The organism is Nocardiopsis quinghaiensis (assembly GCF_008638365.1).
GTDB lineage: Bacteria > Actinomycetota > Actinomycetes > Streptosporangiales > Streptosporangiaceae > Nocardiopsis > Nocardiopsis quinghaiensis.
Genome location: NZ_VWVU01000022.1, coordinates 46,748 through 68,903, shown reverse-complemented (window position 1 = coordinate 68,903; position 22,156 = coordinate 46,748). Strand labels below are relative to the sequence as shown.

General features: G+C 65.8%; 21 protein-coding genes and 1 tRNA gene. 9 read left to right on the top strand and 13 right to left on the bottom strand.

The window, feature by feature from the left end; genetic code table 11:
• Positions 1-88 precede the first annotated feature (88 nt).
• Positions 89-919, top strand: coding sequence for an oxygenase MpaB family protein (locus FYX01_RS20710; protein ID WP_150243911.1), 831 nt, complete (start codon positions 89-91; stop codon positions 917-919).
• Positions 920-924: 5 nt separating this feature from the next.
• On the opposite strand, the gene FYX01_RS20705 is transcribed toward FYX01_RS20710, so the two are convergent.
• Positions 925-3,909: an AfsR/SARP family transcriptional regulator gene (locus tag FYX01_RS20705; RefSeq protein WP_150243909.1), complete on the bottom strand. Its 2,985-nt coding sequence runs from the start codon at positions 3,907-3,909 to the stop codon at positions 925-927.
• A 130-nt stretch (positions 3,910-4,039) separates the two neighbouring features.
• A complete protein-coding gene (locus tag FYX01_RS20700; RefSeq protein ID WP_150243908.1) occupies positions 4,040-4,225 on the bottom strand; it encodes a hypothetical protein in 186 nt (61 codons plus the stop codon).
• 812 nt (positions 4,226-5,037) lie between these two features.
• Between FYX01_RS20700 and FYX01_RS20695 the strand changes: the two genes are divergently transcribed.
• The 3 genes from FYX01_RS20695 (at position 5,038) to FYX01_RS20685 (ending at position 7,183) form a co-directional block, all read left to right on the top strand.
• Positions 5,038-5,550, top strand: coding sequence for an NUDIX hydrolase (locus tag FYX01_RS20695; RefSeq protein WP_150243906.1), 513 nt, complete (start codon positions 5,038-5,040; stop codon positions 5,548-5,550).
• A gap of 323 nt (positions 5,551-5,873) precedes the next feature.
• A complete protein-coding gene (locus FYX01_RS20690) occupies positions 5,874-6,293 on the top strand; it encodes a hypothetical protein (RefSeq protein ID WP_150243904.1) in 420 nt (139 codons plus the stop codon).
• 86 nt (positions 6,294-6,379) lie between these two features.
• Positions 6,380-7,183, top strand: a complete 804-nt coding sequence (locus tag FYX01_RS20685) for a DUF2786 domain-containing protein (RefSeq protein ID WP_150243988.1) — start codon at positions 6,380-6,382, stop codon at positions 7,181-7,183.
• A 220-nt stretch (positions 7,184-7,403) separates the two neighbouring features.
• Here the strand turns inward: FYX01_RS20685 and dnaN are convergent, their stop codons facing one another.
• Positions 7,404-8,546: a DNA polymerase III subunit beta gene (dnaN, locus tag FYX01_RS20680; protein WP_150243986.1), complete on the bottom strand. Its 1,143-nt coding sequence runs from the start codon at positions 8,544-8,546 to the stop codon at positions 7,404-7,406.
• Positions 8,547-8,757: 211 nt separating this feature from the next.
• Here dnaN and FYX01_RS20675 point away from each other — a divergent pair.
• Positions 8,758-8,846 (top strand) — tRNA-Ser (locus FYX01_RS20675).
• Between the two features lie 124 nt (positions 8,847-8,970).
• Here FYX01_RS20675 and FYX01_RS20670 read toward each other — a convergent pair.
• The 9 genes from FYX01_RS20670 to FYX01_RS26810 all read right to left on the bottom strand — a co-directional run bounded on the left by FYX01_RS20670 (position 8,971) and on the right by FYX01_RS26810 (position 16,377).
• The gene (locus FYX01_RS20670; RefSeq protein ID WP_150243902.1) at positions 8,971-10,170 is read right to left on the bottom strand and encodes a tyrosine-type recombinase/integrase; all 1,200 of its coding nucleotides are present in this window, start codon (positions 10,168-10,170) and stop codon (positions 8,971-8,973) included.
• A 25-nt stretch (positions 10,171-10,195) separates the two neighbouring features.
• Positions 10,196-10,405: a helix-turn-helix transcriptional regulator gene (locus FYX01_RS20665; RefSeq protein WP_150243900.1), complete on the bottom strand. Its 210-nt coding sequence runs from the start codon at positions 10,403-10,405 to the stop codon at positions 10,196-10,198.
• Positions 10,402-12,093 (bottom strand): replication initiator, encoded by a 1,692-nt coding sequence (locus tag FYX01_RS20660; protein WP_150243898.1) that lies wholly within the window; start codon positions 12,091-12,093, stop codon positions 10,402-10,404. The genes FYX01_RS20665 and FYX01_RS20660 overlap by 4 nt, the downstream gene beginning before the upstream one ends.
• Before the next feature lie 235 nt (positions 12,094-12,328).
• Positions 12,329-13,759 (bottom strand): FtsK/SpoIIIE domain-containing protein, encoded by a 1,431-nt coding sequence (locus tag FYX01_RS20655; protein WP_150243896.1) that lies wholly within the window; start codon positions 13,757-13,759, stop codon positions 12,329-12,331.
• Positions 13,759-14,010 carry a hypothetical protein gene (locus FYX01_RS20650; RefSeq protein ID WP_150243894.1) on the bottom strand — a complete coding sequence of 84 codons (252 nt, stop codon included), beginning with the start codon at positions 14,008-14,010 and terminating at the stop codon, positions 13,759-13,761. Before FYX01_RS20650 ends, FYX01_RS20655 begins: the two co-directional genes overlap by 1 nt.
• A 98-nt stretch (positions 14,011-14,108) precedes the next feature.
• A complete protein-coding gene (locus FYX01_RS20645; protein WP_150243892.1) occupies positions 14,109-14,519 on the bottom strand; it encodes a plasmid replication, integration and excision activator in 411 nt (136 codons plus the stop codon).
• Positions 14,520-14,633: 114 nt separating this feature from the next.
• The gene (locus FYX01_RS20640) at positions 14,634-15,374 is read right to left on the bottom strand and encodes a GntR family transcriptional regulator (protein ID WP_150243890.1); all 741 of its coding nucleotides are present in this window, start codon (positions 15,372-15,374) and stop codon (positions 14,634-14,636) included.
• 218 nt (positions 15,375-15,592) lie between these two features.
• Positions 15,593-16,024 carry a hypothetical protein gene (locus FYX01_RS20635; protein WP_150243888.1) on the bottom strand — a complete coding sequence of 144 codons (432 nt, stop codon included), beginning with the start codon at positions 16,022-16,024 and terminating at the stop codon, positions 15,593-15,595.
• Positions 16,021-16,377 carry a hypothetical protein gene (locus FYX01_RS26810; protein WP_223830570.1) on the bottom strand — a complete coding sequence of 119 codons (357 nt, stop codon included), beginning with the start codon at positions 16,375-16,377 and terminating at the stop codon, positions 16,021-16,023. The genes FYX01_RS20635 and FYX01_RS26810 overlap by 4 nt, the downstream gene beginning before the upstream one ends.
• 378 nt (positions 16,378-16,755) lie before the next feature.
• Here FYX01_RS26810 and FYX01_RS20625 point away from each other — a divergent pair, with 378 nt between their 5' ends.
• The 4 genes from FYX01_RS20625 (at position 16,756) to FYX01_RS20610 (ending at position 20,301) form a co-directional block, all read left to right on the top strand.
• Positions 16,756-18,171, top strand: a complete 1,416-nt coding sequence (locus tag FYX01_RS20625) for an XRE family transcriptional regulator (protein WP_150243886.1) — start codon at positions 16,756-16,758, stop codon at positions 18,169-18,171.
• Positions 18,164-18,700 carry a flavoprotein gene (locus tag FYX01_RS20620; RefSeq protein ID WP_150243884.1) on the top strand — a complete coding sequence of 179 codons (537 nt, stop codon included), beginning with the start codon at positions 18,164-18,166 and terminating at the stop codon, positions 18,698-18,700. The genes FYX01_RS20625 and FYX01_RS20620 overlap by 8 nt, the downstream gene beginning before the upstream one ends.
• Positions 18,701-18,839: 139 nt before the next feature.
• Positions 18,840-19,400, top strand: a complete 561-nt coding sequence (locus tag FYX01_RS20615; RefSeq protein WP_150243882.1) for a hypothetical protein — start codon at positions 18,840-18,842, stop codon at positions 19,398-19,400.
• Positions 19,345-20,301: a Kiwa anti-phage protein KwaB-like domain-containing protein gene (locus FYX01_RS20610; RefSeq protein WP_190394411.1), complete on the top strand. Its 957-nt coding sequence runs from the start codon at positions 19,345-19,347 to the stop codon at positions 20,299-20,301. Before FYX01_RS20615 ends, FYX01_RS20610 begins: the two co-directional genes overlap by 56 nt.
• 234 nt (positions 20,302-20,535) lie before the next feature.
• On the opposite strand, the gene FYX01_RS20605 is transcribed toward FYX01_RS20610, so the two are convergent.
• Complete coding sequence (locus FYX01_RS20605; RefSeq protein ID WP_150243878.1) at positions 20,536-21,321, bottom strand: PIN domain-containing protein; 786 nt, start codon at positions 21,319-21,321, stop codon at positions 20,536-20,538.
• Positions 21,322-22,156: the final 835 nt, after the last annotated feature.

Genomic DNA, 22,156 nt, shown 5'->3' with positions numbered 1-22,156 from the left:
CCGGTCACCCGACCAGGGCTTCCGGCCCCGGTTCCCGGCGGGCGCGCCTTCTCCGCCCCGGTATGCGAGGTGTCGTACGCTCCCAGGCATGGGCCGATCGTCCGATGAGTCACCCCTGCGCCGGATCAGCGGGGAGGCCTGCGCCCTCGGCGGCGCCGGGTACTCCGTCCTGCTCCAGATCGCCCACCCCAGCGTCGCCCGGGGGGTGCACGACCACAGCGACTTCTCCACCCGGCCGTTCAACCGCCTGCTCGGCACCCTCTACTTCGTGTACGGGACGGTCTACGGCACCGAGGAGGAACGGGAGCGCCTGCACGCCATCGTGCGTGCGATGCACCGCAAGGTGAACGGTCCGGGGTACCGCGCGCTCGACGACGACCTGCTGCTGTGGGTGGCCGCCACCCTGTACGAGTCCACCTCGCGCCTGCACGCGATGGTGTTCGGGGAGCTCGGCGAGGAGGAACGCGCCCGGCACCTGCGCGAGGCGTCGGTGCTCGGCACCGCCCTGGGCCTGCCCGAGGAGAAGTGGCCCGCGACCCCGGAGGAGTTCGACGCCTACTGGGGCAAGGCCGTGGCCGGGCTGCGCGTGGGAGAGGAGGCGCGCGGTATCACCGAGCAGCTGCTCCACCCGGCGTCCCTGCCCCTGCGCCCCCTCATGAAGGCGCAGTCGCTCCTCACCGGCGGCCTCCTCCCGCCTCACCTGCGCGAGCAGTTCGGCATCCCCTGGTCGGACGCCCGCCAGCGCCGCTTCGACCGGGTCGTGCGGGTGACCCGGGCGGTGTACCCGCGCGTGCCCCGGCCCGTGCGCTTCCTGCCCACCACCCTGTGCCTGTGGACCATGCGGCGCGGGCTGCTGGGACCGCGCTGGCTGGGGCCGCCCCGGCCGGGGGCCCGCGAGGCGAGGGGAGCCGTCGGCTAGGGCCGTCAGCAGAGGGGCGCGGGCGGGTCCTCCAGGGCCTTCCTGGCCTGTTCCGCCTCGGGCAGCCCCAGCTCGGCGAAGACCTCCTCCGCCTCCTTCAGGAGTTCCCGGGCCCGGTCCGCCGTCACGGTGGGCGCGGGCAGTCGCCCGAGGGCGAGCGCGGCGCGGGCGACCGTGTAGCGCTCACTGCGCTCGGTCGCGATGGCGTGGGCCTTCTCCAGCTCGGTCGCGGCCTCCTCGTACCGGCCCGCGGCGGCGTAGGTGATCCCCAGGTCTGTGCGGATCTCGGCGTCACCGCTGTGCTGGCCCGACCTCTCCGCCAGCGCCAGGGCCTCGGTGTGGGACCCGACCGCTTCCTCCCAGCACCGTGCGGCCCGATAGGCGATGCCCAGGGTGTTGTGCACGTAGACCTGGTTGCCCACCAGACGAAGGCGCAGGGACAGCTCCAGCGCCTCGTTCAGGTCCTGGAAGGCGAGGTCCAGTTCGCCCAGCCCCGCACGGGCCTCGCCCATGACGCGTTTGGCCTGGGCCCTGGCCTCGTCCTGGTCTCCTCCCGTGGCCTTCGCCATGGCCTGCCCGGCGCAGTACAGTGCCTCGGTGTGCTCCCCGAGCGCCTGTTTCACCACGGCGAGTCCGCCCCACTGCAGCGCTTCGAGGCGGACGTCCCCCAACTGGGCCGCGTAGTCGAGCACGTCCTGGATGGCGTCCGCGGCGTCCGCGAGACGGCCGACACGTTCGTAGACCATGCCCAGGTTGGCCAGCACCCGCACCAGCCCCCTGCTGTCACCGATCGAGGCCAGCAGGTCCCGGGCTTCCAGGAGCAGGTCCAAGGACTCCTCGAACCGTCCCGAGAGGCAGTGGGCGATACCCAGGCCGATGAGGGTCACCGCGCGTCCGCGCCGGTTCCCCTGCTTGTCGCTGATCTGCAGCGCCCGCTGGTGGGAGCTGATCAGCAGGCCCATCTGGCCGTGGAGGGCGTAGAAGCGCCACACCGCGTCGGCCATGCGCCACGCGTACTCGCCGTTGTCGTGCGAGGCGAAGTACTCGATCGTCTCCGCCAGGTTCTCCTGGTGCAGGCTGAACCAGTTCTCCGCGTCCTCTCGGCCAGCCAGTTCGGTGCGGTAGCCGGGACGCACGTCGACGTCCTCGTGTCCTCTCGGGCCCAGAAGGTCAGCGGCGTGTTGGGCCGTGGCCATGTACTGCTCGGCGAGGCACAACCTGGCCGCGTCGATCTCCTCGGCTGCGAGGACCGCGGCGGCCCGGTCCCGGGAGAAGGCGCCGATCAGGTCGTGCAGGCGGTACACGTCTCCCTGGGGTTCCTCCAGCAGGCAGACCCCGACCAGCTCCTGCAGGATGTCGTCGGCGTCCTCCACCGTCATGTCCAGAAGAGCGGCCGCTCCGCCGAGGTCGATGGTGTTGCCGATCATCAGACCCAGGAGGAGGAAGGCACGGCTCTGGTCCCGGTTGAGGCTCTGGAAGGACAGGTCGATGGCGGACTCGACGCTCTGCCCCTCGACCTGGAGTTCGCGGAACCTGCGGTTCTGTTCGCCGAGGCGCCGGGCGACGTGCGCGAACGACCATTTGGGACGGCTGAGCATGCGTCCCGCGACCACGCGCAGGGCCAGGGGGAGGCCGCCGCAGATCCGGACGATCTCCCGCGCCTGCTCGGGCTCGCTCCGTACACGCTCATCCCCCAGGACGCGCCCGAACAGTTCCAGGGAGGACCGCTCGTCGAACACCCCGAGGGAGAGGAAGCGCGCACCGCTGAGCCCGGAGAGCTCGTTGCGCGTGGTGATCAGGGTCATCGACCCGGGGGAGGACGACAGGAGCGGGCTGACCTGGGCATAACTGGACGCGTTGTCCAGTACGAGCAGCACCCGGCGCCCCATGAGGGTGGCCCGCCACAGGGCCGACCGCTCGTCGAGGGACTCGGGTACGGCCTCGGGCTCCGCCCCGACCGCGCGCAGCAGGGCTCCGAGCGCGGACGCGGCGTCGAGCGGCTCCCTGTCCGTGGTGTAGCCGTACAGGTCGATGAACAGCTGGCCGTCGGGGTAGCGCTTGGCCGCCTCGTAGCCGAACCGGACCGCGGTGGTCGTCTTGCCCTCGCCACCGCTGCCCGTGATGACACAGACCTGGGCGCGGTCCTCTCCGGCACGGGCCGCCTCGTCCAACCGCCGCAGTGACTCCTGGCGCCCGGTGAAGTCGGGGAGGTCCCTGGGAAGATCGTTGCGCACCACGAAGTGTGTGCCCGGCTCCCCGGCGGACGGGTCCTCCGCCCCCTCCTCGGGAGGGTCCTCCTGGAGGATCCGGGTGTGCAGGGCGACCAGCTCCGGTCCCGGGTCGACGCCCAGCTCCTCCGCGAGTCTGGTCCGCAGCTCCTCGTAGACGGAGAGCGCCCTGGCACGTTCGTTGTCGCGCCACAGGGCCGTGATGAGCAGATGGTGCAGGCGCTCCCGGAACAGCTCCTCGCTGACCATGGGCGTCAGGCGGGAGACGACGTCGGAGTACTTCCCCAGCTCCAGGCCACAGGTGGCCCAGGCGATGACCGAGGACCAGTACTCCTCCTTCAGAGGGGCGACGACGGAGTAGTCCAGGTACTCCGACCCGACACCGGAGAAGGGGACTCCGCGCCAGCACTCCAGTGCCCGCTCCAGCAGTTCGCCCGCCGCCTTGGGATCGGCCGCGGCGGCCCTGTCCCTGAGCTTCCGGAAGCGGTGCAGGTCGACGGACTCTGGATCGACGTCGAGGACGTAGCCGCCGGAGGTCGTGGCGATGGTGCCGGGAAGGGTACGGCGCAGATGGGAGATCTGGACCTGGATGACGGACCGCGCGGTGCGGGGCGGGTCGTCGTTCCACAGGTAGCCGATCAGCTGGTCGATGGTGACCTCGCGGCCCAGGTGCACCAGCAGCGCTCCCAGCACACAGCACTGGCGCGGACCACCGACCGGAACGGGTCGGCCGTCGGACCAGACGGTGATGGGGCCAAGCACGCCGAATTCCACAAACAGCAACCCTAGCAAGGGTCATTGGCGGGAAAAGGAAACACGGACAAGGCAACGGCTCCGAGTACCCCCTCCACTCAGGTACTCGGAGTGACCGTTGGACTACCCCGAAAAGGAGTTACTTCTCCTCGGCGGGCTTCTCCTCCGCCGGTGCGCTCTCCGCGGGCTGCTCGTCGGCGGGCTGCTCCTCGGCGGGAGCGGTCTTCGTCGGGTCGGGCTCCTGGAAGGGGCTGATCTTCGCCGCAGGGGCCACGTCCGTGACGATCGCCTCGAACTCCTCGTCCACGGTCAGCATCTTCGGCACTCGAACTCCTCGTCTCACAGCACTCGCGTAGAGCCGTAACGTCGCCCTACGTCTTCTACGAAGCATCACAGCATCCGCCCTCCGGCGGAGTAGCCACCCGTGGCGGGTTCCGCCTCGAAGCACACCACGGGTGGCATGTGTCCAACGAACGTCGCACTGGTCGGCACCGCGAGCCGTCCTCTCGCAGAACCGACCGCGTCGAACGTGTTCCACACTAGAGAGATGCTCTTCCACTCCGCTTTCAGTCTTCTTTCAGTACCGAAACCGGCGCAGCCGCAGCGGTTGTGGGAGCCGCGCCATCATTGACCCCCGGGAGCCGCGATGGCCAGTGCTTGGCCGGTTGCGGACAGTCAGAGCCGGTTCGCACCTGCCGTGACGCCACCTGGACGGGCGGTAAGAACCCTCCTCCGCGAAGGCCCCACCGGGGAGAAACGTCCCGGCCGCCACGAAAGCGCGCACACACTTCTCATTGATTCCGTGAAACGTGCTTTGCAAAACGCGTCCATTCTCCTGGTCACGTGAGGGAATTCCGGGAAGCGCGTTCCCCAGGTGGCGTTCTCGGCCTGTTCGGGAGGCCTTCCCGGACGGGGCGCCGTGGAAGTGCGCGCGCGGACCGCACGGCGGCCAGGTCGCCGGAGACGTGCCGGAGGCGCCTGTGGACGCGCGGCGGAGGGACCGGTGGCGCCGTGTGGGGTCGAGCACGTACACCGGTACGAGGACTGTGGAAGATCCGGGTACGGGCCGTAGGTTCTAGGGAGTGGCCGGGTGCACGGACACCGGCGGTTCTGGAGGGCGCGGAGTTGGAGGACGTGATGCTGGACGGCGACGGAAACGGCTGGGTGAGCCTGCCGGACGGATCCCGCAGATGGGGGATCTACGGGGCTGCCGGTCTGCTGCTGTACGCCACCGACATGACGGGGAACGGCCACGTACTGCTCCAGCACCGGGCCGGATGGACCCACATGGGCGGCACCTGGGGCATCCCCGGGGGCGCCCGGAACCGGGACGAGACCCCCCTGGAGGCCGCCGTGCGCGAGTTCCGGGAGGAGGTCGCCGGCGACCTGGCCGAGTACACCCTGCTGGGCGTGCACGAGCAGGACCTGAGCGTGTGGCGCTACGACACGTTCCTGGCACGGCTGCCGGAACTGACGCCGTTCCGCCCCGGCAACTCCGAGAGCCGGGAGGTGCGCTGGGTACCGCTGGCCTCGGCCGAGTCGCTTCCCCTGCTGCCCGCGTTCCGCACGGCCTGGCCGCACCTGTGCGCCGACCTGGCCGCCGCTACCGCGGGGAGGACGGGCGACCCGGGCGCCTCCTCCGCCGACTGACCCCGGGGCTCCCCAGGCCCCCTCAGGGGCCCGCACGCACGCGTCGGGCACATGCACGGCGGGCACGCACGCGCGCAGTGGCCGCGTACGGGTCGAGCAGTGCGTATCGGACATGTGAACACAGGACATATACACGGCCCGAAACCCGAACCAGGTTCCCGAGGGGAACCAGGGGGCCCGTCTCGAACGTTGTCGGGGTACTGCGCGCAAGTAGGGGGAATGTCAGGGACGTGCCCTGATGTGCTCGAAGCCCCGACCTTGCATGCTGGAGAGGACCGCCCGGCGAAGAGCGGTCGTCACGCTATTCGACTGGAGCAGTGGACATGACGCTGGAGCGCGGTAACGCCTTCACTCCCGTCGCCTCGGCGACGATGATCTGGCCCTGGGCCACCTCCGTGCTGGGCGGCGCGGCCGGCGGGGCCCTCTTCTTCCTCCTCAACCTGGGCGCCGGCCTCGGTGCCATCGCCTCCGGGCTGACCGCCGCGGTGATCTTCTTCTCCCTGATCGGCGGAGTGGGCGGCGTGATGGGCAGGAAGTCCGACCGGCGGGGCAAGCGCTACGCGGCCACCTACCCGTTCCGGTACGCGGCCGTACCCGCCGGAGTCGGCGGTGCGGGCTACGCCCTCGTCAGCATCTTCACGGGTTCGATCATCGGCGGCATCTTCGGCGGACTGTTCGTCGCGGCGGCGATCTGGATCACCGTGGGGCTCATCGCGATGGTGGTCGGGGACAAGAACGCCTAGGCTCGGTGTTTTCCGCCCAAGGCGGGAGCCAGACACTCACCTACGGGAGCAACCGGGCGCCGATGACTGAATCTGCTCGTCAGAAGATGGTCGAGCGGGTCCGCGGGCTCCTCCGCATGGCGGAGGACCCCGCGGTTACTGATGCCGAGAGCCAGGCGTTCACCGCCAAGGCCGCCGAGCTGATGACCCGCCACGCGATCGCTGAGGCCGAGGCCCGCGCTGAGAGGGGCGAGGAACCGGACGCGATCAGCCGCATGGACTACACCGTGTCGGGGATGGGAGGCCACGGTAAGGCGCGGGTCCGAGCGCTGGCCGACATCGCCGCCGCCTACGGCTGCCAGTCAGCGGTACGGGGCAACACCTCGGAGAACACCGAGCGCGTCATCATCCTGGTGGGCACGGTGAACGCGCTGGAAGCGCTGCGGATGCTGCTGCCGTCGATCTCCATGCAGATGGAGGCGTCGGCGAAGTTCATGAGTTCCTCACACGTGACCGACATCCGGGAGCTGCGCAACTACACGCGCTCGGAGCTGGAGACCGAGCGCAAGCGCTACTACCGGTCGTTCGTGCGTGCCTACGGGCGGGCGGTGGCCGAGCGCATCCGCGACTTCCGGGCGCGGCTGCAGGAGATGGCCACGGCCGACGAGGCCGGAGGCCCGGTGGAGGGCGTGGATTCCGCGCGCGGCGCGGACCTGGTGCTGCAGAACGACGTGCACCGGGTGAACGAGGAGTTCCAGAAGCAGTTCCCGCAGCTGCGCAAGCACCGTCCCGAGCGCACGCACAGCCCGGCGGGATATCGGGCGGGCTACCGGCGGGGGCGTCAGGCCGAACTTGGCTTGGAGACTCCCGTGAGCAGCGGTGGTTCCTCCACACTGACCGAAGGCGAGTAGCCCTTTCGCTGCTCGGCGGGAAAGTTTTCCACAGGCTGTGCACAGAATCGCCCCCGTGGCTGTTTTCGCATGTCAGGGCCAGAATGCGAGGGTTCAGCGGGGGCGATTTGGTTGTTTCGCGAGGGTGTTACCCCGGGTTATCCACAGGAAGATCGGCTTCCTGTGGATAACTCTGTGGATAAGGTACCGGTCCGGCAGAGAAAGGGACCAAAACCCCAGTTCAGGACACCCGCAACGGCTGGACCAGGTAGCGGAAGGACGGCTCCTCGCCCTCCTTGGCCGGCACGTCGGTGAATACGGCGGGTTTGGTCGGCTCGGTGAAGTTGAGATGGGCGGTGTCGCTCTCCATCGCCGACAGCCCGTCCATGAGGTAGTCGGGGCGGAAGGCCAGCCGCATCGGGTCGCCCTCGTAGCCGACCCCGATCGCCTCCATCGCCTGGGCGTCCTCGCCCGAGCCCGCCTCCAGCACGACCTCGTTCCCGGAGAAGGCCAGCCGCAGCGGAGTGTTGCGGTCGGCGACCAGCGCCACGCGCTTGACCGCCTCCATCAGCGGCGCCACGGCCACCTCGGCGCGAGCGGAGAACTCCTTGGGGAACCAGGCGGCGTACTTGACGAACTCGCTGTCGATCAGCCGGGTGGTGGTGCGGCGCTCTCCGTTCTCGAAGCCGATCATGCCCTCGCCCGGGGACAGGCTGCCGCCCTCGCCCACGCTGCTCGTGGACAGGGCGACGTCCACGTTGGAGCGGCTGAGCAGACCGCGCACGGTGTCGCTGAGCGTTCGCGCGGGCACCAGGGCGGACACGTCCAGGTTCTGGTCCTCGGGGCTCCACCACAGCTCGCGCACGGCGATGCGGTAGCGGTCGGTGGCGACCACCTTCAGGGTGTCGCCGGTGAAGTCGAGGCAGGCTCCGGTGAGCATGGGCAGGGTGTCGTCGCGGCTGGCGGCCGGAGCCACCTGGCGCACGGCGGCGGCGAAGGCGTCAGCGGACACCGAGCCGATGCGGCCGGGCATGCCGGGCAGGGTGGGGTAGTCCTCCAGCGGCATGGTGATGAGGGTGAAGCGCGCAGCGCCCCCGGAGACCAGCAGCCTGGAGCCGTCGGTGTCGATGTGCACCGATCCGGACGGCAGGTTGCGCACGATCTCGGCCAGGAGGCGGCCGGGCACGAGGGCGGAGCCGGAATCCTCGGAGAGGACCTCCACCGATGCGCGGGTGGAGACCTCGTAGTCGAACCCGGACAGGTGCAGGGAGGAGCCGTCGGCGGAGAGCTCCAGGCGGATCCCCGCGAGTACCGGGACGGCGGGCCGGTTGGGCAGGGCCCGGGCCGTCCAGGCGACCGCCTCGGCGAACGCGTCGCGGTCCACTCGAAGTTTCACGGTGAGGCCTCCTCGTAGCTGTTGTTCTCGACAACGTACCCAGCGGTACCGACAAACGCCCCCGGCAGGACCAGCGAAGACGCGCCCCGGGTGCGCCACCCGGGAAGCCTGGGAAGCCGCCCGGCAACGGCCTCGCGGGCGGGCACCGCGTGTGCGGGACTGTGGGCTACCATGACTGGCGGAGAGTTCCTCTCCACCTGGAGGGTTCGCATAGCGGCCGAGTGCAGTGCTCTTGAAAAGCACCAAGTCCTTGACGGGACTTCGTGGGTTCAAATCCCACACCCTCCGCAGAGTCAGGAAGTCTCCCCAGGTGGGGGGCTTCCACGGAACACGGCGAAGGCCGGTGGTCCGGGCCCGTAGCACATTCATCGCACACGGCCCGGGGAGCCACCGGCCTTCTCCGTTCCCCGGGTCAGGCGGCGAGGACCTGCCGACGGGCGACGTCCATCGCGTCGGCCACCTCGTCCAGGCGGTCCGGGAACAGGTGCCCGTACCGGTCCAAGGTCATGGTCGCGGTCTTGTGGCCGAGCATCGCCTGTACGACCTTGACGTCCGCGCCGGCCGCGATGGCGAGGGACGCGGCGGTGTGGCGAAGCTTGTGGGGGGTCAGCCCCATGCCGTCGAGCCCGGCCGCCTTCACCGCCAGGGCGAACTCACGGTTGCGCCAGTTCCGGATACGCAGCGGGGCGCCCCGCCTGGTGGTGAAGACCAGCGCGTCATCCGGCCGCCCCTCCACGAAGGACCGCAGTTCGGGGACGAGGGACCGGGGAACGGGCACGGTCCGGAACTTGCCGTTCTTCGGAGGCTGTTCGACGAGCTTGCCGTCCACCTCAGCGAAGGTGACGACGACCCGGACACGCCTCCTGTCCAGGTCCACCCTTCCTACGCGTAGAGCGGCGGCCTCACTCCACCGCATGCCGGTGTAGGCCAGTAGCAGGATGAGCGCCCGGCTCACCTTGGCCGAGGCGAGTTCCTGCCCGTACTTGGTGCGCAGTGTCAGGGAGGCGTTGGCCAGCGCTTCCACTTGGGCGTGGTCGAGGTAGACGTGTTCGGCCTCGCTGGGCTTGGGCAGCGGTACGCCCTTGGCCGGGTTGAAGGGGATGCGCCGGGGGACGCACCAGCCCAGGACCATGGACAGCACGACGTGCGCGTGCCTGGTCTGGGATGCTCCGAGATTGCTACCGCCCTCGTCCCGGGGCTTCTGGAGTTCGGCCACCCACACGGCGACGTCCTCGGTGTGGATTGCCGAGAGGCGGAGGTCTCCCCAGCGCGGCAGCACGTGGTTGTCCAGGACCGCCCGGTACTGCCACCACGTGGACCGTTTGATGTCGGTGCGGGTGATGAGCCACTTCTCCGCCATCTCACCGAAGGTCACCTTGGCGTCGTGGGGGTTGCGGTAGGAACCCTCGTGAAGGCTGTTCTCGATCTCGGTCTGCTTCTTCTCCGCGTCCGGCTTCTTTTTGAAGGTTCCGCCACTCTTGATCTTCCCGGAGGGGTCGTAGTAGCGGACCCACCACCGACCGGGCGGAGTGCGCTTGGACGCCTTGGCCTTCTTCACCGCCTCCACGTACGCCTTGTCCTTGGTGCGGTCATAGACCCACGCACGGGCCATGAGAGTTTCCTTTCAGGGGGTGGAGTCAGCGGGAGGTGACCCAGGCACGGACTTCAGCGGGCACGTAGCGCACGTACCGGCCGATCCGGTGGGAGGGAGGACCGTCGCCCTTGTAGCGCCACTCGTAGAGCGTCTTGGCGGGCACACGGAGGTAGGCAGCGGCGTCCTTGACCGACCACAGGGCAGAGTCGGCACGGGGCCGGGGAACGGTTGGTGTGGTGGTTGTGGGGGTCATGCGGCCCTCGTTTCCGGAGTTGCCGAAAGATCGTTCTGCCGTGCGGCGTCGAGTTGGGCACGGCGTTTGAGCGCTTCACCCACCGCCCGGAGGAGGCGTTGCTCCCGGGGAGCCACGTCCGGATCAGTGGGGCGTGCCAGTTCCCATTCGAAGGAGCCCGAGGCGACCGAGGCCAGCACCGGGGAACGCGGGTTGTCCTCGTCTCCCTGGTCCTCGTCTGTGGGATCGACGCCGAGGGTTTCCAGGACCCAGGCGAGCCGGTCCGCCTTGTGGTCGGCGAGGGTCTTGCCCGACCACTTGCGCGAGACCAGGACGCGGCGACCCGCGTAGCCCAGGTGTTCGCGGCGGTGGGCTTTGGACCGACAGAATCCGGGGCGCAGACCGGCCTTGAGGGCTTGGGGTTGGATGCCGTAGCGCAGCCAGTTGGAGCACCGGGGCGAGCACGGCTCGAAACGGAGAGCATCCAGGAGTCGGTCCACGTGCTGTTCCTGGGAAATGGACTCGACGGTGTGGCAGTCGGCGATGTCCTTGGTCAGGTACTTGGCCAGATAGCGCACACACCGCGAAGCGTCCTCCGAGCCCGCGACCACACCTTTAGCGTCCACCTGACGGCCGAACCGCACCACGTGGAAGGGTTCCGCATCGGGGTCTTCGTCGATCTCGTCCAGCGCCTCGTCCCAGGTGGAGAGCACTTCCCCTGTGGTGGGGTCGAGGTAGGTGTTGTTGTCCTCGTCCCAGACCGGCAGGTGGTCACCTTCGAAGCGGACCGTGTCGGCGGCGGGCCACCACACCTGGTGGTAGGTCGCGGCGGCGATCTGGCGCAGCTCCGCCCGAGGAATCGTGCCCCGGGTAGCCATGTGCAGGTGCGGGGCCAGGCGTCGTTGGGGTTCCACGGCCGCGAAGTACTGGACATCGAACCCAGCCACGCGGCGCAGGTTCTGCACGAACCGGTCCACCAGCTTGGAGAAGTGCAACGTGTCCCGAGCGGCCCGCCGGTAGTCGTACGTGGAGGGGTCGACCGGTGTGCCGTCCGAGCGCACCCGCCCGTAGGAGTCCAACGTCAGGGTGATGAACAGCGAGGGCCGGAACACCTTGCCCGAGTTCGGATCGGTGAAGGCCCGCCCGACCGTCTTCCTCGTCATGGGCCGCTTGGGCAGGTCGGGCACGTCCTGACGCCGCTTGGTCGAGCGGACCCGCCGCGAACCCGACGAGCCCGAGGTGTCACCGGAGCGGGTGATGGAGCCGCGTAGGCCGGAGGCGGTGATCTCCTCGTCCAGGTCAGTGATCGCCGCATCCAGCGCCGAGAGCTGTTCCGGGTCAGCGGCCCCCGTGGTGGCGAGACGGTCCCGTTCGGCGGTGACCATCGCACGCTGTTCCACCCAGGAGCGCTGTTCCTCGGACGGCGGATCGGGTTCCACCACCGGTTCCTCTGTCAGGTGCCAGCCCTCTTCGCACTGGGTTCGCCGTAGCGACCTCTTGCGCTTCGCGCAGGCCGGGCACCGTGATTCCAGGGTGGACCCGCACGGGACATCGATCACCTCACTGGCACCGGTCGCGATGTCCGTACGTCGAAGGGACACCGGGCGAATGCACACCCCGTGGTCGGCAGCGACCTGTTCGGCCATCTCACGGGCGAGTGGTTGCGCAAGTCGTTCGGCCCGGGTTGTCTTACCAGTAGGAGTGGGCATCACCCCACCTCCACAAGCACAGGCCAGGAGTCCCCCACCACATGCTCACCAAGAGGCTTCCCCCATGGATTCTGCTTTTCGTCTTCGGCCCGATAGTGCTGAAGACAAGCCAGTTGCTCTTGGGTTATGAGGACCCCTACCCCGGCAGATTTTGGATCATCTTTGCCTGCGCCGTGGTCCTCGCAATAGTCGGGACGAGCTTCTATGTGTGGGATTGGCTCTACCATCGCCGCCGTCAAGCTTCCTCCTCGTCAAAGGAGAAGCCGAGGCCGTAGCCGTTCACCATGGCCGTGATGTCCTCATCCGACACGTACGTCGCCCGCACCCGCACCGGGGAGGGGGAACCCTCCACCCTGACGTAGGCCACACCAGGAAGCGTGGGGTCGATCAGGTGCGCCTCAGCACCGCGTTCGCGTGCTCCTTCACCGAGGACCATGTCCACCTGTGATGCCTCGTCCAGGCGCAGCGCCACCTTGTCGGGGAAGAGGTTGCGCAGGTTCATGACTTCCTTGCGAGGGTCCTGCAACGCGGCCAGCACGGCGAAGCCGACCGAGCGTCCCTGTGAGGTCAGGGTGGCGATGGCGTTCTCCGCGCGGCGCCGCACGTCCCGGTCGGGGTGGTAGGCGGTCAGAAAGGCGACCTCATCGAGGAGCACGACCACGAAAGGGTCAGCCGTCGTCGGGACGTGGGAGCGCTGTTTGCCCGCGTAGCGTTCGGCCCGCTCCTGCATGTCGGTCACCGCCTTTTCGAGCAGGGCCACCGCGGATTCGCCCGTGTCGGCGTAGTGGGCGAACAGGTCCCGTCCGTAGGCCAGTTCCATGCGCTTGGGGTCGATCGCCCACACCTGTGCCGTGCCCTCGGAGATGGCGGGGAGCATGGCGCGCACGGTGGACCAGATCACCGAGCCTTTGCCAGCCCCGGTCACCCCGACCACGAGCACGTGGGTTCCGTGCAGCCGCAACAGCCACGGCGAGCCGTCCTCGCGCTGCCCGACCGGGAGCGCATCCAGATCCGGGGAGTCAGGAACCGGAAGGGCATGCAGGGGTTCGGCCAACGTGTCGCGTCGGGGAAACTCCAGAGTGATGTCACGGGGACCGTTGACGACCACCCGGCAGGAGGGGGCGGCGAAGCCGTGCGCCAGTTCGGCCACGCGGTGCTCGAAGTCCACCGGAGCAGTCCCAGCCACCAACGAGACGCGCACATAGTCGGCCCAAGCGTTGCAGGAGACCCGGCGGATACGCGGGAGGTAGCGGCGTTCCTGGTAGGACTCGGCCAGCCCGGAGATCACCAGCACCGGTTGCCAGTGACGCCGGTACACGAACACGTGCCGCCACCAGGCCAGCAAGCGGAGCGTGATGCAGATGCGGTAGGAGTCCGGCCAGATCCGCCACCACACCAGGGACACCACGGCCACAGTCCCCCACAGCCCAGCGAGGCCGGGCCAGTCCAGCCACCACCAGGCCCCGACCGAGGCGGCCAAGCAGGTGACCATGACAGGGAACCGGAACGGCAGCGTGACCAGGAACCGCACCAGACGCCAGATCCACGACGCCAGCACGACGATCCCGGGGGTTTCCACGATCGGGGTCGTCCACCGCACCCCCTGAGCCGGGGTCGGCAGGGTCGGAGAGGACTGGGCCGCTCCCACCTTGGATTGACGCATCATCACCGGCCACCCCGGTTCGCGTTCTCGATCTGGGCCAGGAGCCGGTCACGGTCGGCACGGGCACGGGCGGCGAACCGCGCAGCCGCCGGGTTCTCGTCCCGGTGGGCGAGAGTGGCGAACACCCGGGCTTTGAAGTCGAAGAACTCCGCCCGCTCGGCGTCGGTGGTGAGTGGGGGGTTGGTCGCGTCCAGCAGCAGGCGGACCAGTTCCGGGCCGCTGCGCCCGGACAGGTCACGGGGGTCATCGGACATACTTGGAGACACCTCTTCTGAGATTTCGCAGTCGCAGGAGGGATTCAGGGGCGGCCGAGGTGTTGCAGCACCAGGCCGCCCCGCTTACATGTCGGGGGTCAAGCGGCGTCCTTGGCCGCCGGAGTCCGACGACTGCCAGCGGCACCGCCGGGAGCCTTCACGCCACGGGCGCGCAGCGAGTACGCCACCCGGGGACGACGCCCGTTGTCATCCACGTAGGGCATGACCGCCATCGCCTCGAACTCGATCGGACGGAACGGCAGGCCCGGGACCTCATCCGGGAGGGTCGGGCAGACCTCGGCGGCGACCTTGACCTTGACCGACTTGGCCTTGCCCCGGGCCTCGGGGTCGGCGTCGATCACGTCCACCGCCCACAGCGGCAACCCCGTGTCCTTGTCGAGCTGGGGCCGCTTGGTCTCGAAGTCGGTGATCGCCTCCACCCCCAGCGCGAACGCACCGTGCGGGAACACCGCGGCGAACGCCACCGGCAACGCACCCTGAATAGCCATCTCTCAGCCTCCTCCTCATGACCACTCAACCACTCGATCGGTCAAGTAGAGGCTCAGAATAACCGGCCACACTTGATCAGACAAGTAGATAAGTGGCCGGTGTTCTGCCCGCGCTTACACGGCCGGGTAGGAGTCCTCCAGTTCGTGCAGGTCACCGGGGAGGACGACCTCGGCGACCGCGATCACATCTCCGGAGGCATCGAGTATCCGCGCGGTGATGCCCAGCACTGGGGTGCCCTCGTCCAGGCCCAGGGGTTCGCGTTCGGCGCTTGTGGCCAGGCGTGCGCAGAGCCGTTCGACGACCTTGGAGGGCCGGAGTTGCTTGACCATCTGCACATGTTCGCGTGCGCCGATGCTGATCGGCTGCGTCTCGCCCAGGTCGGTGCCCTCGGCTACGTCCAAGGGGAACCACAGGGTGACCAGCTCACTGGGTTCGCCCTCGCCCAGGACCAGGCGTTGACGCATGATGGCCGGGGAACCCTCAGGCACACCGATTGCCTCAGCAACGGCAGCGGACACCGGGGAGCGTCCAGCGGTCAGGATGTGACTCTTCTTGGCCTCTTCGGAGGCGTCGAAGGCACTGGCCCCGGCATGGGAGCGCTCGGAGGTCTGTTGCGGGACGCCGCGTACGAAGGAGCCTCGTCCGTGTTCGCGTTCGATCCAGCCCTGCATGCTCAGGATCTGCAAAGCGCGTACGACCGTGGAGCGTCCGGCCCCGAACTCGCGCACCATCCGTGACTCCGAGGGAAGCATCTCCCCCACCGGATAGGTACCGTCCTCAATGCGCTCTTGGATCGCCCGCACGATCTGTACGTACTTGGGCGGAGCGAACTCCAGACTCGACATGATGTCCACCTGGTGACTCTAGTACTCGTGTGGTCGAGTAGCTTACTTGGGTTGATTGTCCCTGTCAGCAGGTGGGGGCACATATGAACCCCACCGCTGGCCAGGGAGCACGGCGGAAAGACACCCGTGGGGTGTGCACGTCGCCGTGAAAGAGGGGAAGGCCCGCGTGCCCTGGGCCCCGTGGTCTCGAAGAGACGTCAGGGCACGCGGGGGTCTGAGAAGCGCCGCTAGAAGGGCCGCCAGTACTGGGCGCGCTGCACGGTGTAGACGGTGAGGTTGTCCACCGTGGCCCCGCATACCGCCCGGCGTTCGGCTTCCACCAGCGCGGCGGCGACCAGCGTCACGTCATGGCGGGCTGCCTCGTCCGCTGAGGAGAGCACCGGGGGCACGACCCGGCGGACGTGGTTGCACACCGCCCCACCCACGTCGTGCCAAAGCCCGACGATGTAGGTCAGCCGCAGGCGACGCAGCGCCATAGCCGGAGGCAGCATGCACCGGTACCGCTGCACCACCGCGGTTCCGTCCGGGCCGGGTGAGACGGCTTCGTAGGTGATGGACTCCCAGTCCTCACAGGCCACCCGCACCCGCACACCCTGTTCCCGTGCCCACTCGGTCAGCGTGTCGCGGCCAGCTATGGGCCCACATGCATCAGCGTTCATCGCCGCACCGCCCCGACCGCGATGGCCGTGCGCACCAGGTCACGCAACTCGGCCATGTCATCGAGAGCAGGAGTCGAACGCGCAATCTGCATCAGCAGGTCGATCCCCCGCCGGTCCCGTTCGGCCCGCTGGGCGCGGCGCCGGTGCTCCAGGTGGGTGTAGGGACCGCGTTGGAGGGAGTAGGCACGGGGGTCGCCTGCATCCATCACGATGGGGTCCGGTGCGGGCCACAGCTCCACCCGCGCGGGTGTGGGCAGGTAGTAGGGCCGGGGGCCGGTGCGGTGGTGCCTGCCGTGTCGTTTCGGTCGAATCAGAGTCACCCAAGCCCGGATCAGGGCGATAAGGTCGCTCACGTCAGCCTGCTTTCCTCAGGTTGGCCGCGCCCCCGGACGCCTTCCACCGCGTCGCGGGGGTCTGTCGTGTCATGGATCAGCAGGCGAGACCGCTGTCAGTGGAGGACTCCACCGTGACGGAGCGCTCTCCCGTCCCCTTGCAGAAGGGACAGACCGCCGCACGCGTTGCCTGCTTCTCGCCAGGCACAGATCGAACGACGACCAGTCGTCGCGGTCGGACGGATTTCCAGCCCCGCCCACGGCATGACCTGCACTGCATTCCGTTCCTGGCATCCATGAGGCCAACCATCCCGGGTTGGGAATCCGAAACCCATTCCTCCTCGGGATGACAGAGAGGGATACTGGCTGTACCCGTACTCGCAGCGCCGAGGAGTCAGGATGCAGGGACACCCGACGAGCCGGATCACCATCCCTTCGTGGGCATGGGAGCGAGAACACACGGCCGAGTTCCTACGCAGGCGCGATGTCCAGGCGCTCTTCCAGTTCGTGCGCCAGTACGGCGGCGCGAGCCAGATGGCAATCTCGGCGGCGACCGGTCTGTCCCAGGGCCGGGTGAGCGAGATCCTGAACGGCCGCAAGACCGTCACGGCCTTCGAGGTGTACGAGCGGGTCGCCGAGGGCATCAGCATGCCCGACCCCCCGTCCCGGATGCTGTTCGGCCTTGCCCCGAGGAATCCGGGCGCGTTCACTGGACACAATGGTGCGGCGCTCTCGGCACCCCCGAGGCTGCCCGCGCAGAAGAGCCCAGACCGAGGGGAGGTCTCGAACGTGCGCCGTCGCGAATTCGTCGGACTGGCCGGAACCGCCCTGTTCCAAGCCACGAGTGGTTCGATGCTAGACATGGACGAGATCGCCGCAGCACTCACCAGGTACGCGGGCACCAGCCGTGGCACCGTACGATCGGCGACCAGTCTGCGAGAGCTATCCCAGCGGACACACTCCGCCAAGGTCGGGTACCAAGCGTGCCACTACACGGCCTTGGCCAAGCACCTGCCCGAGCTGTTGCGAAACCTGGATGACGCCGCCACCGGAGTAGAGGGGGACGACGCCGCCCAGGTTCACGCACTCCGCGCGGAGGCCTATCACGTTGCGGCGAGCCTGCTACTGAAGTGCGAGGAGCGGGGATTGTCCTACCTCGCGGCTGATCGGAGCATGCGAGCCGCTGAGGACAGCGAGAACCCCGCGGTTGTGGGTGCCAGCGCCCGAGCGTTCACCCGAGCACTGATGCGTGAACGGCACTACAAGGCGGCGACGGAACTGGCGACGAGCACGGCCGAACGTGTGGACAGCGCCATGGACGAGCCCACGCCGGAATCCCTGTCGGTGTACGGGTCACTTCTGCTGAGCGGCGCGGTATCAGCGGCCAAGCGCGAGGACCGGGGCCAGGCGCTCAGCCTGCTTGACGAGGCTGGCGACGCAGGCGAGCGACTCGGCGGAGATTTCAACTATCAGTGGACGGCATTCGGCCCCACCAACGTACTCCTTCACCGAGTCAGCACCGCCGTCGAGCTGGGCGACGCGGGCAGCGCCATCGACTACGCCCGACAGGTGCAGTTGGACAACATCGAGGTCATGGAACGCAAGGTAACGCTGTTCATCGACGCGGCCCGCGCTTACCAGCAGTGGGGGAAAACCGAGCACGCCTACCACGCGTTGCGCAACGCCGAGGAGATGGCGAGCGAAGAACTGACCGCACGTCCGGTGGTGCATCAGTTGATCAACGACATCCGAACGCGGGCGAGCGGGCATCTGTACGGCAGCGTCAGCGAACTCGCGAAAAGGGTCGGTGCCTGACTCAGTGAGCGAACAGAAAACGCTCTACGTAGTGGTGTGCGCAGCCGGACCGGCCTCGGATGTCGGCACAATGGTGGGTTTGGCCCAGGAGCAGGGCTGGACCGTTCAAGTCATGGCCACCCCAGCAGCGGTGGACTTCATTGACGTCGAGGCGTTGGAGAAGCAGACCGGTCGACCAGTGCGGAGCCAGCACCGCACACCAGGAGAACCCCGTTCCCCCAAGGCAGACGCCATCATCATCGCCCCAGCCACGTTCAACACGATCAATAAATTGGCGAACGGCATCGCCGACAATTACGCCTTGGACGTGTTGAACGAGGCCATCGGCCTCGGAGTGCCGACCGCCATCCTCCCGTTCGTGAACTCTGCCTACGCCAGTCGTGCCCCGTTCAAGATGAGTATCGAGAAGCTACGCAGCGAACAGGTCCCCGTGCTAATTGGCCCAGATTCTTTCATGCCACATGACACTGGAGATGGATTGAATAACGCGAAATATTTTCCCTGGAAAAAAGCTCTAAAAATGGTTTAAGTCATCGATCTACACCTAAGGGATATTGCAGCCGCCTTGAGAAAACAAGCAATTTTCTCTCACGCGGCCACGTCGGGCTCCGCTGAAGTGTCTCACCTGAAGGCTATGATCGTGGCATGCCAACATTCAAGGTGGCCCGATGACAAAACTAGCAAAGTTCATCCTATTCTTTTCCTCTTACTCTCCGCTCTTTTTAATGTTGGCAATCAAATTCAAGGGAAACGATGTAGATCTAAGACTATTTTCTCTTGGCCACGTTCAGATATTCATGTTCTGCCTTTTCTTCGCTGGCGTGGCAGGACTATCCGTAATTATCATTACGGATAAAAGAAGCTCTGCCGGTCCGCATGAGATCACACAGGTACAGCCCGCAGGAACAGAGGCTGCCTCATACTTGGCAGCGTACCTCCTCCCCTTCATGACCACTTCGGAGCCAAGCGGTCCCGATCTAGTTTCCTATGCGATATTTTTCATGATGGCAGCATTAATCCATCTCCACACTTCCGTTGCCCAAATCAATCCCTTGCTGTATATTATGGGATATAGAGTTTTAAAGGTGAGGACCAAACTCGGACTAAACGCCTATCTCGTAACAAGAAGGCACATACAAGAGAATGAGGTCATTAAGGCATCAAAATTCGGAGATGACATGCTCATCGAAAGAAGAGAAGCGAAATACAGCACAGAAGAGGAAGAGTAGGTTGGAAAATACAAATATCCCCACTAGCGGTTCCGCAACCCTCATTGGAGCCTGGCGCACCGGGAAGAAAGTTCACGGTCGGTACATTAGATTCGGAGGCGACCTTCAGAGCGAGCTGCAGCGGTATGCTAAAGAGGCAGCGGAGCGGATTACCACTGGCACGGGCAAGGACTATGACCCGGACGACGAGAAAGGCGAAGCAGATTTTCTGAAGATACAGCACGAAGAGCTTCAGGATACAGCAGTCGTTGAAGTTCTAAAAAAGGCAACGACCCTTCAAAATGCCGACAGCCGCGAGCTAAAGAAAAAGAAGTTGGCATTCTATTCCCTCATTCTCGGGGACAATCCAGAAAGGAGATCGATATTCATTAAGGTCGGAAATCCGATAAAACTTGCAGAAAAATCTCTGGTTGGCATATTCGACAATTCATTGACTCAAATCAAAGATCCAGTCTTCCAATTTGAGGACAACTGGGACATCGTAATAACCGAATGGGGAGTGTGGTCCTTTAATCAAAAGGCTTTTGAGCGCCTCTTCAAAGAAACCGAGGTAGTTCTCGCGAGGACCAGGGAGTGGGTAGAGAAACTCGCCACACTTATACCAATAGCTGAAGAAGACATCGAAGGCTTCGCTGAAAGGGTGCGGTCAAACAGCCATCTTCGAGCTAAGGTGACAAGCCTCCTGAGGAAGCCTCACATTGAGAGCCTGGATACAAAAGTGCTCCGAGAAAAAATGATAAGTCGCGGCCTAGACCCTGAAGTCTACATGCCAAATGGAACAATATCACTTAAAAAGGAGAATCAAGATCACGTGATTCGACTTCTAAACGAAGACCTCTTCAGCGGCGATTTCTCTGGCGAACAGTACGCGGCAAGCAAAAAATCAGTGCGCAAGTACTGATGTGTTTGCCGAGTTGGGCTGTATGGGATCAAGGCGACGGCGCAAGCGCCGTCGCAACGACTCGCCGCCTGGCTCGGGCTGCGGGCTGGCGCCCGGTCCCGAGCCAGCAGCGGCCGGACCGGAGAGGTAGCGCCACGATCGATTTCACAGGTCCCACACCAGCTTCGGAACCAAAAATAGTGCTCTACAACCAAGGCATATGCAAAGATGCCATTTCAAGTATATATTGATGCACTAGTCTAGGCCCCTCCGCTTCAGATCAGCGATCATCCTCCAGTTCTTGTTCACATACATTTTGGATTCTCGCATCTTCTGAGTCTCGCGAAAATTTTCCGGGAAATTTATTTTTCCACGCCCCTGGAAATCCTCCACTTCCGCTCCAAGATAATTCTTCGAGAAATTAGCTAGCAGCCTATCTCGGGTTAACAGTGGAGCCCTCCAATTACTCGCCACCGATAGAATGAAGATATCGTTCAAGGAGTTCCGATAGTCCAGCTTCATCGCATAAGTTCCCACAAAAGCGTGGAACATAGGAAGTGCAGAATTCACCGCCTTCCCATTTAGGGGCTTGCAGCGAATTCCGTACTCATCAAGGTAATCCGCTCGCGATCTCATCTCGCGCAAAAATTTTAAGCCGCCGACGTCAGCACACATTGGAAAAAGCCACCCTTTTCGCTCATTGATAATCCGAGCGATTGATGTATGCCCCGTCTCAACGATGGGGGGATAGTCACGGCCAAAGTCGGCTACCAGCCTATCTAGATGACGATCACGGTATGCAGATCCCCGCGAAGCATACTCCTTTACAAGGAGTCTCCACTCTTTTCGATCCATGAGCTCGGCATGTCTCACTTTATGGAGTGTAGGAATCCAATAGGCAGGCTTTCCGGAACCTTTAACCCTCAAGAAAAAAAGCTCTTGCGCCGTGGTTGAAGTGATAAACACATCACCACCAGGCGGTGGCTTACCTTTTCTACTAAGAGACACAATCTCCTGTGTATCAAGGACCATCTCACTCATGCGACCTCCTAATTTATAAGGTAAAATCAACTTTACCACTATTAACAACAAAAAAGGATCGACTTTCCGAACTCGCATTATCTGGCCTGATCATTGTGACTGACAGTGCGCTGGTTCGCCAAGGAAATTCTTCCCTAGCGCTCCGGACGTCCTCGGGTTGAGAGACACCCGGTAGTGCAAGGAGGACTGGCGGTACCAGGGGGCTCAGCGCCCCCTGGACCCCTCCAAGCCCGCATGGAACCTGGCGCTGCATAGGACGCGTGGGGGTACAGACCGATCGCGCCAGAACCCATACGGGACCGAAACCGTGATTGCCGAATACTTGGGCTGAGGCAGCTATGGTGAGCCCACCAGGAACGTGCGGCCCACCTGGGTCGAAGGCACGTGGCAGACACACAGGGCATCGCACATTCATCGCACACGGTTCCGGGAAGGGGCCGGAAGCACTGGGAAGCCCTCGGAACGTCCGCGCAGGTCACAAGGCGGTTCGTCGGTTTGTCGACAGGTCGTTAGGGTCCCCCGGTACAACGGGACTTCGTGGGTTCAAATCCCACACCCTCCGCAGAGACCGGGGCCGGTGGGCCCGGGCCACGGCGCATCAGGCGCCAACGGGCCGGGGACACCGGCCCCCGGTACGTCCGGGCCGGCTCGGCCCCCGGGGCCGTGGCTCCTCGCGGGCGCGCACAGACGCGCGGGGGGGAGACGTGGGGAAAGGCCCGCGTGCCCTGGCCGCCGTGGTCTCGAAGAGACGTCAGGGCACACGGGGGTCTCTGAAGGGTCCGCCCGCGCTCGTCACCAGGACCTCATCGCCGAGGACAGCGCCGGGGCGCGACCC